At 36.9% G+C, this 10,474-nt stretch carries 7 protein-coding genes and 7 pseudogenes; 8 read left to right on the top strand and 6 right to left on the bottom strand.

Going from position 1 to position 10,474, the window contains the following annotated elements:
- Together FTU82_RS10010 and FTU82_RS16430 are read left to right on the top strand one after the other, a co-directional pair.
- Positions 1 to 119, top strand: a pseudogene (locus FTU82_RS10010) (IS30 family transposase); the annotation flags it as partial.
- A 150-nt stretch (positions 120 to 269) separates the two neighbouring features.
- Positions 270 to 395, top strand: coding sequence for a YHYH domain-containing protein (locus FTU82_RS16430; RefSeq protein WP_094148905.1), 126 nt, complete (start codon positions 270 to 272; stop codon positions 393 to 395).
- A gap of 44 nt (positions 396 to 439) precedes the next feature.
- On the opposite strand, the gene FTU82_RS10000 is transcribed toward FTU82_RS16430, so the two are convergent.
- On the bottom strand, positions 440 to 706 hold the full coding sequence (locus tag FTU82_RS10000) for a metal/formaldehyde-sensitive transcriptional repressor (RefSeq protein WP_087011439.1): 267 nt from the start codon (positions 704 to 706) through the stop codon (positions 440 to 442).
- Positions 707 to 786: 80 nt separating this feature from the next.
- Between FTU82_RS10000 and dmeF the strand changes: the two are divergent.
- Positions 787 to 1,689 (top strand): annotated as a pseudogene (gene dmeF / locus FTU82_RS09995) (CDF family Co(II)/Ni(II) efflux transporter DmeF); the annotation flags it as partial.
- A 128-nt stretch (positions 1,690 to 1,817) separates the two neighbouring features.
- Positions 1,818 to 1,919: pseudogene (locus tag FTU82_RS16425) on the top strand (TetR family transcriptional regulator); the annotation flags it as partial.
- Positions 1,920 to 1,995: 76 nt separating this feature from the next.
- Here FTU82_RS16425 and FTU82_RS09990 read toward each other — a convergent pair.
- The 4 genes and pseudogenes from FTU82_RS09990 to FTU82_RS09980 all read right to left on the bottom strand — a co-directional run bounded on the left by FTU82_RS09990 (position 1,996) and on the right by FTU82_RS09980 (position 5,520).
- Positions 1,996 to 2,610 (bottom strand): thiol:disulfide interchange protein DsbA/DsbL, encoded by a 615-nt coding sequence (locus FTU82_RS09990; RefSeq protein WP_004281236.1) that lies wholly within the window; start codon positions 2,608 to 2,610, stop codon positions 1,996 to 1,998.
- A gap of 177 nt (positions 2,611 to 2,787) precedes the next feature.
- Positions 2,788 to 2,909, bottom strand: a pseudogene (locus tag FTU82_RS16420) (cation transporter); the annotation flags it as partial.
- A gap of 561 nt (positions 2,910 to 3,470) precedes the next feature.
- Complete coding sequence (locus FTU82_RS09985; protein WP_004812033.1) at positions 3,471 to 4,037, bottom strand: recombinase family protein; 567 nt, start codon at positions 4,035 to 4,037, stop codon at positions 3,471 to 3,473.
- A 319-nt stretch (positions 4,038 to 4,356) separates the two neighbouring features.
- Positions 4,357 to 5,520: a DNA methyltransferase gene (locus FTU82_RS09980; RefSeq protein ID WP_100355865.1), complete on the bottom strand. Its 1,164-nt coding sequence runs from the start codon at positions 5,518 to 5,520 to the stop codon at positions 4,357 to 4,359.
- 291 nt (positions 5,521 to 5,811) lie between these two features.
- On the opposite strand from FTU82_RS09980, the gene FTU82_RS09975 reads away from it, so the two are divergent.
- Both FTU82_RS09975 and FTU82_RS09970 read left to right on the top strand, forming a co-directional pair.
- Positions 5,812 to 6,129: a hypothetical protein gene (locus FTU82_RS09975; RefSeq protein WP_100355864.1), complete on the top strand. Its 318-nt coding sequence runs from the start codon at positions 5,812 to 5,814 to the stop codon at positions 6,127 to 6,129.
- A gap of 142 nt (positions 6,130 to 6,271) precedes the next feature.
- Positions 6,272 to 6,553 (top strand): annotated as a pseudogene (locus FTU82_RS09970) (RepB family plasmid replication initiator protein); the annotation flags it as partial.
- Between the two features lie 70 nt (positions 6,554 to 6,623).
- Here FTU82_RS09970 and FTU82_RS09965 read toward each other — a convergent pair.
- Positions 6,624 to 7,097, bottom strand: a pseudogene (locus FTU82_RS09965) (type I restriction enzyme endonuclease domain-containing protein); the annotation flags it as partial.
- Between the two features lie 39 nt (positions 7,098 to 7,136).
- Between FTU82_RS09965 and FTU82_RS09960 the strand changes: the two are divergent.
- The gene (locus FTU82_RS09960) at positions 7,137 to 7,823 is read left to right on the top strand and encodes a hypothetical protein (RefSeq protein ID WP_100355863.1); all 687 of its coding nucleotides are present in this window, start codon (positions 7,137 to 7,139) and stop codon (positions 7,821 to 7,823) included.
- Positions 7,824 to 9,081: 1,258 nt separating this feature from the next.
- A pseudogene (locus FTU82_RS09955) lies at positions 9,082 to 9,711 on the top strand (IS4 family transposase); the annotation flags it as partial.
- Positions 9,712 to 10,474: the final 763 nt, after the last annotated feature.

Genomic DNA, 10,474 nt, shown 5'->3' with positions numbered 1-10,474 from the left:
TTGCCATGTCACTGAATACTCGTCCTAGAAAAGCGTTAGATTGGCTTACACCATTAGAGAAATTTGCTCAGCTTGTTGATTATCATAAGACTTTTCAAACTGTCGCACCTCATGTTTGAATTCGCCCCCCCTTGCAATTATTTAACCATTTTTTATATACATTTAAAGTTTTGTTGGCTTTACTTTATATATTTGGAAATAGTCTAAGCCATGTTGGCTTTTATTAAATATCATACAGTTGATATTCTAATTATTTGAGAGGGATTAAGATGAAAAGAATTTTATTAATATGCTTTATAGGCATGTCATTTACCTATGCGAATGCTCATTCTGGGGGAACGAACTCACAGGGTTGTCATACCAACAGTAAAACTGGTGATTACCACTGTCATTAATAGGTGCGCACACAGTTTTTTATTTAAAAGACTGTGCTTTAAAGTTATAAGTAGCGTTTAACTAAAGCTAAAAATTCATTTAGTTCTTTTTCCTTTATTTTCTCAGTATCACCGAGTACATGTTCTCTAAGATGAAGTTCTATTAACTCATTCATTAAGCCATTTATCGCACCTTTAATTGCTGCAACTTGCTGTAATACCTCAATACAAGAATTTTCAAAATTTAAAATATTCTGTTCAAGGGCATTAGTTTGACCTTGAATTCGTCTAATCCGATTTAAAATTTTTTTGTTCTGATTTAAGTGAGACATACTATTCAACCTCAAGAACATATACTATGGGGGAGTATTAATTGTGGTGCAATAAAATGTAATATCTAAATAATGTTAAAAGTGACCATTCGCATCAATTTGACGAAGGAAATCCTTTAGCACAAAAGAAAATTTTAATCGCAACCATCCTCACTGGTGTAATGATGGTGTTTGAAATTTTTGGAGGATGGTTCTTTAATTCCATGGCTTTATTGGCTGATGGATGGCATATGAGTTCTCATATGTTGGCATTGGGCTTAGCTTATTTTGCCTATAAAATGGCTCGAAAATATGCTCGTGATCAGAGATTCTGTTTCGGTACATGGAAGATAGAAATCTTAGCTGGATATTCGAGTGCCATTTTATTGATGGTTGTTGCTGTATTCATGGGTGTTCAATCGATAGAACGTTTATTCAATCCTGTGAATATTCACTACAACGAGGCAATTTCAATTGCGATTGTTGGCTTGATCGTTAATTTTATTTGTGCCTGGTTACTACGTGAAAATGGTCACCACCACCATCATCATCACTCTCATGATGACCATGACTTAAACCAGAAAGCCGCTTTTCTTCATGTAGTAGCAGATGCAGTAACTTCTGTATTAGCGATTATTGCACTTTTCGCAGGGAAGTATTTTGGATGGGATTTTTTAGATGCAATTCTAGGGATCGTAGGTGCAGTGCTTGTAGCACAATGGTCTTGGGGATTGATTAGAGAAACAGGTAAAACATTGCTTGATGCAGAGATGGAACATCCTGTAGTAAAGGAGATTCAGGAAGTTGTAGAGGAATTAGATAACCAAATTACGATTACTGATCTGCATGTCTGGAAAGTAGGTAGAAGTAAATTTTCATGTATTTTATCCCTAAATACAGTTAATGACTCCTTAACAGCAGAGGTAGTTCGTAAAGCTTTGTCAATTCATGAAGAGATTGTTCATATTTCTGTTGAAATTAACAAGAATTTCCATGTTGTTTAAATTAATATTTATTCCTTTTAAACTTTATCAGTCTATTTATGTAAATCTTAGATTAGAATTTGTTTGTTGTAGAGCGTCGGGGCGCCTCGGCAATTCTGCGTGTTGAAATAGAAAGGAAAATTCATTACTTTAAAGCGCAAAGCGTGTTGCAGATGCAGCTCTTATTCCGAGGAATTTTACACTGGTATCGCCCGCCGATAGAAACACCAGATCCGGCAGTCAGGACGTAAATAACCATTCCTCCAGTTTAAATAAAAAAACCTGCAGATTCGATGCAGGTTTTTTTTAGAGATAATCAATCGCGTCTTATTTGGCTTTACGCTCTTTCTCGATCAGGTAATTCACCACCTGAATGACTTTGGCATCATTACCCTGCACAATATATTTACCATTCACGGTCACTGCCGGAACACCACTTAACTGATACTGAGCAGCCAGATTTTTGGCTTGGGCAATTTTCGAAGTGATCGGGAAAGATTTATAAGTGCTGTTAAATTTCGCTTCAGGAATACCATAGCGGGTATAGAACTTGGCCAATTGCGCCTGTTCTAAAATTGGACGTTGCTTATCATGAATATCATGGAATAATTGTAAATGTGCTTTTTGACGCACACCCAATGCTTCAGACACATAATAAGCACGCGCTGCCTGCTCCCAGAGTGGATTCATTGCAGCCGGCGTACGTACAAAACGTACATCTTTTGGTAATTTTTTCAACCAGCCCTGCATATGTGGTTCAAGCGCGAAACAGTGACCACAGCCGTACCAGAAGAATTCACGTACCTCAATTCTGCCCGGTTTTTCGACTTTGACTGGTTTTGCAACCACCTGATAGTCCTGACCTGCCACAAAATTGGCCATAGCATTGCCTGAAAAGGCCAAAACAGATGCGGCAACAGCTCCTAAAAGGAATTTTTTCATTGGGATTATCGTCCTCTAAATCATTATGCTTAGTGTATGGGTTCACTATAAATCAATTATGCCGGTTCCGTTTTCATGCTGCGAACTTTTGTGCTATCAGAACCGCTACATTAAAGTATGCGACTGATTTTAAGTCAGTTAATATGGCCATTCGACCGCTATGTGTTTTTAGATAATCACAAAAGTTAAACTTTGAGTAATAAAAACGGTTATAATTTCTACGATTAAAACGTAGTGGTCAAACCTACAGTAAATATTAGCTTCTTACTATTCTCTTCAGTAACAGCCGCGTGGCTATGATAATTGCTGGAATTTACAACATAGAACTGAGCAAAAAATGATTTATGAAAGGTTTATTAAATTAAATAAATTATTTATATAGTTAAAATTCACCTGATAAATCACTTTTTAATTTAAATTACTATGTTAATTATTTGTTAATTATTTCTAAATTTTTCTCTAAGAAACGGAGTCCCCCATCAGCAAAACTACTGGTTGAAAAAACTATAGTAAAAATAACTAAAATAATCTTCATGTACATATTATTGAATCTGATCATATCTTGGACCAAAAAAATCTTTACTTATAATAATGAGTAAATATATACATCCGAATGACGACAAAATTACAAACTTGTAATTTTGTTAAGGTTTGTTCTCAAAAAAATAAATTAATACTATTTTAAAAAAGATAAATCGTTGCTGAAAAAGCTAGATTGCAATCGAGTTAATTAATTAATTATAAATCAAAAACTTATATTGTATAAAATTAGTAACTCTTTGCTTTCTGCACTTATTATTTAATCAACGTTTCACGATTTTCATAAGCTAAACTAAATATAGTCGCCAATTTCAATTGAGTTATTTCCCGGCTTTTAAATACCGATATACCGCTTGGCGACTAATTCCAAATGCCTGGCCTAATGCCATTTTTGAAGGGTACTTCCCTTCCTTCCAGTCTTGTCGCAAAGCTTCAGCCTGATCAGGTTTCAATTTATGTACCCGGCCTTTGTACTTCCCTTGAGAAGAGGCAAGTTTAATTCCTTCCTTTTGCCGCTCTAAAATGATCTCACGTTCAAACTGTGCAAAAGCACCCATCAGTTGCAGCATCAAATTATCCATCGGGGTGGATTGGGCCGTAAAAGTAATATTTTCTTTTACAAACTGGATGGCAATCCCTCGTTTGACCAGTTTATCCACTTCAGTCACCAAATCTTTTAAGCTTCGCGCAAAACGATCCATGGAATGTACTATCACCCGGTCTCCTTCCCGGACATAATTCAACATTTCCTGAAATTTCGGTCGGTCGGTATTTTTACCTGAAGCACGGTCAACAAAAATCCGGTCGACTTCAATTCCCTCAAGTTGACGTCCCGTATTTTGCTCGACCGAACTCACTCGCACATAGCCTACTTTTTGGCCTTTCACTTTTTACGCTCCAATTGGATAAAAATGAACAATTTCGTAAATTATAAATCTTTAATACCAAAGTTACATGTTACTTATGATTAAAAAACATTTAAATGGTACATGTTTTTAAGAACTTTTAAAATGTAATTTTAGGGTATAGGACAATATGACAGTAAAAATCAAACTATGTTCATAAGAAGATATAGCTAAATACTGAATTTATCAGCACACCTAAAACCCTATAAAAATGGATTTTACAGGCATTTTTATGTGCTGATCTTTTTAGAATTTAGCTATAGCTTGAGCTGTTCAGCAGCTTAAAGTTTTTTCCACAAATTTAATTATTTAAGATGAATCTAAGGTTATTTAAAAGACTTAAATGTCCGAAATTTTTATTTTGTACCTTATACACAGGGCTAGGATTAGCGAACTCATTGGAGATAAATTCTGGAGTTGTAATAGCCCTTGCCAAATTTTTCGAGCAAAAGTCTTTTTCCAAATAACGTAATGTAAATAAAAAGGACTCTATATTAGGTGTTACTGCAATCCATTTTCTATTTAAGTTATTTGCCGCATTCAAACAGACGCTATCAAAGCTGAAAGCATCCAATATTAAAGAGTCTTCATTGGTACTGGATTTAATAATAACCTCATAGGCTTTCTGCAGATTTTTAATTTGGTATGTTGAATTTTTTGCTGATGCTAAGTCCCAATAATCTGTATATCTAACACCGGTATCACTTTTAACATAATCCTTTAAACGTGGATTACCTGTTCTTGACCAATGAATAAGGCCCTGTTGATCAAGTTCATCCATTTTTTCTGGAGAAAAACGCCAGTGCTTACCTTCGGGTGGATTCATATCCCTCCATTGTCTACCAGTTTCACCATGTTTTCGTACACCAGGAACATGTAAAGGCATGAGTCTAAATTGCCCCAGTGCATCCACATGAGGAAACTTTTTAGCTAAATTATCATCTGTGATTGTCTGGACCAGATCATTCCAAATAAAGTTATCTGTTTTGGTATAAAAAAGAATTACCTCATGAGCGGTTTTAGTAAAACCTTTTGATGCTTTAAATGAAGAATTATGGGTTTTTAGTAAAATTTGATTCACACACCTAGCTTCACCAAAAACTTTATCTAATATTACTTGGAATTCACTCATTAGGTGAAGATTGGAAACATGTACATATAGACTACCGTTATCAGTAAGTAATTGTCTCAATAATTCAAAATATTGACGGTAATGTTTAAGTACAGAATCTTTGTTTTTAAAGAGCCCCACAAAAAGAAAAAAATCGATCTCTGGTTTTATAACAATCAGATCAAACTCTTTGGATTGCGAAACAAGTCTATGTAAAGAGTTTATTTCATTCCCAACAATGATATCAAAGTCATTGATTTCATATTTTATTTTTTCAAAATCTTTATCAGAAATACCCGTGTCGCTATTTTCAAAGAAATAGCCAAAAGAAGGGAATGCAACAAACTCATCCATTGAAGTGTCTCAAAAAAAAATAGCTATTTGTATGGATTATATGATTGACAACCTTCATAAAACAAGTTAATTTTTTTGGTAACCAGTTTGGTTACCAAAAAAATTGTTTAAAAAAAAGAGCTTTAAAAACTCTTTTTCCCATTTATTACGATCATAAGAATATGAGGCAATAAACTACGCCACTTGGTAGGTTAGCGTAGGGATTTTTTCATAGTAGATATCGAAAGTAAAGTTATCTATATCCTCATTGTTTCTAGTTCTTGTGATCCTTTACTTTACAAGGATAAATTTATGCCAAATGTGTATTTAACCCACAATAACTTAGACTTGATGTACCGAGAGGAAAAAATCCGGAAGAGTTTTCAGAAAGAGGTCATTAAATCTGTTTTACAGAAGCTGTATGATTTTATGAGTTACGATTCTGGAAATTCATCAAATAAGATGATCACTTACTTTGGATTGAATGGATATTCAAGTCACTCTTCACATCAAGAGAAATTAGAGCAGTGGCTTCAACAAGAAATTTCGGAAGTTTACCTGCATGATATAAGTCAGGAAGAAGTCGTTGAGATTTTATGGAAAAAAATTCTCGATATCATTAGCCATTAATTTTTATACAGGCTGTACTAGATTAATCTAGTACAGCCTGTATATTAAAACCAATTTACAACTAAATTAGTTTCAAATTGGTTTCTATTTAGTTTCATTCTTCCTTTAACTTCTTCAGTGCAAATCTAATAATCCCATTATGGAGCAACATAAAACTGGACGTATGATCGGTGGTTTCTCATTTACGTTCATAACTAAGCAACAACCTAAGGAAGTCACGCACAGCAAAGCTAAGAAGCTAACAGACAAGCAGATTCAATTCTTTGCAAACAAGCTAGCTCACCATGATCCATTTGCAAGCCAAAAAGCTGCAGTAGGGGAAAGCTATGCTGATCTAGAGAAAAGGCTCCTGATTGAACTACAAGATCCCGAGGTTGTCAGAAAGTATTCTAGTGTCCTCAAAGAGTTAGGTCTTGAGATGTGATGTACAACTAGATTAGTTGTTTAAAACAACTAATCTAGTTTTTTAATAGTTGTAATTTGATTGCAAAAAATTAAGCAGCAGAGAGCTCTTCTGCTAATTGCTCAGCCTGTTCAAGCACAGTCTCAGTAGCCAATAAAGCCATATCAGGTGGATAGCCATACTTCTTGAGTAGACGCTTCACAATGACTCTCAGCTTCGCCCTGGCAGCTTCTTTGATGGTCCAATCCAAGGTTACGTTCTTACGAATAGACTCAGTCAGCACAACAGCGAGTTCGCGCAGGATCTCTTTTTGCATCAACTCTCTAGCACTGTCATTGTCTGCAACTGCTGAATAGAACGCATATTCATATTCAGTCAGGTTGAGTTCCTCTGCCATTTTGTCTGACTCTTGGATTGCCTTAGCCAACTTGATGAGCTCATCAATCACTTCGGCTGCAGTCAGTACCTTGTTCTGATAGCCCTTGATCGCAGAGCTCAGCATCTCCATGAGCTTTTTACCTTGCGTGACACTACGCTGCTCTCGCATCTTGATCTCATCGCCTAAACAACAATGACAAACACCGACTAAAAGGGGCGTTTTACGATGAAAAATTCGAACTTGGAGCTTATGCAGAGCGCCTTCGAGAGGCAGAATCAAATAAACCAACTGATCGTGAGCTTGCAGCTGCTCTCACAGACGCTGATCAACTTCGAGAAACTTATCGAGCAAAGCGAGCTGCCTATCATGAACAGTACCACCCTTTTAAACGGGATAGAGAGTACGACAAGATCCATAGAATCCAATCTAAGCTCGATTTTGACCGAGGTGGGGAATCTATCACCACAAGTGCTGCAAGAAGCAACAATGGACTATCTAGTAGCGTTAAAAGCAATCCACGAGCAGATATCGAATACAGATATATCGAAACTCCAACGGCTTTCAGTCTCAATCGAATCGCTGCAGACCGAAATCAACAAAGCAATTGGCAGCATTTCGATAGATCAGAAGAGCATCCAAGCCCAAGTCCAGGCCCAAGTGAAGCAGGCGATAGAAGAGAGCCAAAGCGAGCTAATAGAGACCGGAATTCAGTCGCTATTAAACTCTCAAAAAGCCAAATACATGACATGGGCGAGTACAGTTTTTGGGGGGCTGATGATTTTAATCAGTTTTTATACGATCTATCAGTTCAGTACAAACCTAAAAACCATCCAAGCACAAAAAGAAATGATTCAACAGAATTCACAAACAATTCAGAGCCAACTCAATTACCTAAACAGCATACGGAGATAAGTTATGCAGACCGAGATCGACCAATTTTTGACAGAGCAAAACGCCTTGTTGAGTCAACAAAACAGCTTGTTAGCAGAACAAAACGAAGCCTTGAGTCAACAGGTCAGTTCATTAAAGAATATTTTGACCACTTACAGCGAAGTAGAGCAGAGTTTAAAGGACAAAATCAACAACTTGAACTCAGAGAAAGAAGCTCAACAAGCCTTGATTTTGGCTATGAAAGTAGAACTTTCAAAGCTCGAGCAGGGCGAATTTTCGGAGCAATTACAGCAAGCATTTCAAGAAAACTTGAGAACCCAGTTACAAATGCAATTAACGACAGCATTAAATCAACTGGATTTAAACAGCATTGTCAGCGACCTGGTAAAGATCGAATTAAAATCCATTCAACAGACGCTAGACACACAGCAGACAGACCTGGAGACAGCACTCTCAACCATCTTGCAATTGCAGCTACCCACCGACTTTTACACAGACTTGGAGATGCAAAGCAAGCAGATCAATACGCTTGGGGAAACTGTAGAACGATTAATGACCTTAATCAACAACTTGAACAACTAGAACCCCTAGTCGCTAAAATTCGACCCAAGCCAAAGCCGGCTACAGATTTCCGTGACTTGAGAATTGACGCTTATTACCCTGGTTACGTTGCTGATCACAAACAACTTTCAGCCCAACAACAGCAAGCATACAACGATAATAATCTATTGCAATTGATTGGTTGTGTGCAGAAAAAAGCTCAAAACTTGGAGAAATACATCAGCCAAGCAAGCAGAATGATCAATACATGGGACTATGACAAAATCGAGGAGATCATCAAAAACGACCAACGCATGCTTAACTATCTGAAATGTGAAATTATTTTAGAGCCTCAAAATGACCATTTGAAACATCAAAGAGCGTCATATCAATCGTGTTTAGAGAGTTTTGAGAACATAAAGAGCCATATCCACGAGGTGAAAAAGCCTAATCCGACTCCTCAAAGCGATGTCTTAGAGCAAACTTATGAACCTGAAAAGCAGCCAAATCGTGATTATGATCTAGATTTTTAATTTCAGCATTGATGATATAAACCGTCCGCTTCGATAATAGCAAAAGCGCAGATTCTACAAGCGGACATTTCTATTTGGGGTTTACACAACAAAAAAGGGAGCTGTAAGCCACTGCTGTCCCATAGTTTGATTTAAATAAAAAAACCTGAGTCCGAACAGTTAAAATATGAGTGCAAACAAACACTTTAACGACCAGGATTCAGGTTTTGTCACATCAGAATACCGTATTTCATCAGTTAATTAAACCAGTCTTACGACAAGATTTTGAACGGCTTGCTAAACAACATCATGTTGGGCAGAAATTCAGATCTGCTTCTCGATGGGATCAGTTTATTGCCCTGTTAATGTCCCAACTTTCCTGCCGACAAAGCCTACGGGATATTCAATCCAATCTTGAGTCCCAGCAGGAAAAGCTTAATCATCTCGGAGCAAAGTCTATTCCCCGAAGCACGCTGGCACGAATCAACGAGGAGCAACCTGCTGCCTTGTATAAACAGATGTTTCATCAATTACTGCAATACTGTGAAAAATCAAAAGTAGCCCATAAATTTCGCTTCAAGAATCCTCTGTATTCCCTGGATGCCAGTCACATTGATCTGTCGCTTTCCTTGTGCGCATGGGCCAAAGTTCATGATTCAAAAGCCAGCATGAAACTCAGCATAGGATTGAATCACAGCAATCATATTCCTGAGTTTGTTGCAGTTGAAAATGGTAAAGAAAATGACATGGTACAAGGCCGAAAATTCCAGTTTCCCTCTGGCAGTATTGTGGTCTTTGACAAAGGCTATGTAGATTATCAATGGTATGCGAATCTGACCGCTCAAAATATTGGCTTTGCTGAATAAGCCGTCATGAATAGGTTTGTGCAACAAAGCCCTCTATAGCTCACGGCTTTTGGTTGTTGAGCTTTTTGAGTAGGTGATTGCTTATATTTTATCGTTTGTTTTGTTGTTTTAATAGCTGTATCAATAGCTGTATTGAAAGAGATGCTTGGAAGGATCTGTGCTGCTTCCAGGACATTACTGATCAATTTGGATTGGTATATCAAGTCATGGAGAATAAAGTTGTTGTTCTGGTCCTATATGTTGATAGACGAGGTAGGGTCTATAAAGGCATGCAATCAAATTGGCTCACGGCTTTTGGTTGTTGAGCTTTTTGAGTAGGTGATTGCTTATATTTTATCGTTTGTTTTGTTGTTTCGATAACTGTATCAATAGCTGTATTGAAAGAGATGCTTGGAAGGATCTGTGCTGCTTCCAGGACATTACTGATCAATTTGGATTGGTATATCAAGTCATGGAGAATAAAGTTGTTGTTCTGGTCCTAGATGTTGATAGACGAGGTAGGGTCTATAAAGGCATGCAATCAAATTGGCTCACGGCTTTTGGTTGTTGAGCTTTTTGAGTAGGTAATTGCTTATATTTTATCGTTTGTTTTGTTGTTTCGATAACTGTATCAATAGCTGTATTAAAAGAGATGCTTGGAAGGATCTGTGCTGCTTCCAGGACATTACTGATCAATTTGGATTGGTATATCAAGTCATGGAGAATAAAGTTGTTGTTCTGGTCCTAGATGTTGATAGACGAGGTAGGGTCTATA

The sequence above is a fragment of the Acinetobacter sp. YH12151 genome (assembly GCF_013418355.1).
Lineage (GTDB): Bacteria > Pseudomonadota > Gammaproteobacteria > Pseudomonadales > Moraxellaceae > Acinetobacter > Acinetobacter pseudolwoffii.
This window is presented reverse-complemented; position numbering and strand designations above follow the sequence as displayed.

What these genes read in the sequence shown, in the direction of transcription:
- FTU82_RS16430 (WP_094148905.1), top strand. Translation starts at nt 270, where the DNA reads ATGAAAAGAATTTTATTAATATGCTTTATAGGCATGTCATTTACCTAT.
- FTU82_RS10000 (WP_087011439.1), bottom strand. Translation starts at nt 706, where the DNA reads ATGTCTCACTTAAATCAGAACAAAAAAATTTTAAATCGGATTAGACGA.
- FTU82_RS09990 (WP_004281236.1), bottom strand. Translation starts at nt 2,610, where the DNA reads ATGAAAAAATTCCTTTTAGGAGCTGTTGCCGCATCTGTTTTGGCCTTT.
- FTU82_RS09980 (WP_100355865.1), bottom strand. Translation starts at nt 5,520, where the DNA reads ATGGATGAGTTTGTTGCATTCCCTTCTTTTGGCTATTTCTTTGAAAAT.
- FTU82_RS09975 (WP_100355864.1), top strand. Translation starts at nt 5,812, where the DNA reads ATGCCAAATGTGTATTTAACCCACAATAACTTAGACTTGATGTACCGA.
- FTU82_RS09960 (WP_100355863.1), top strand. Translation starts at nt 7,137, where the DNA reads ATGAAAAATTCGAACTTGGAGCTTATGCAGAGCGCCTTCGAGAGGCAG.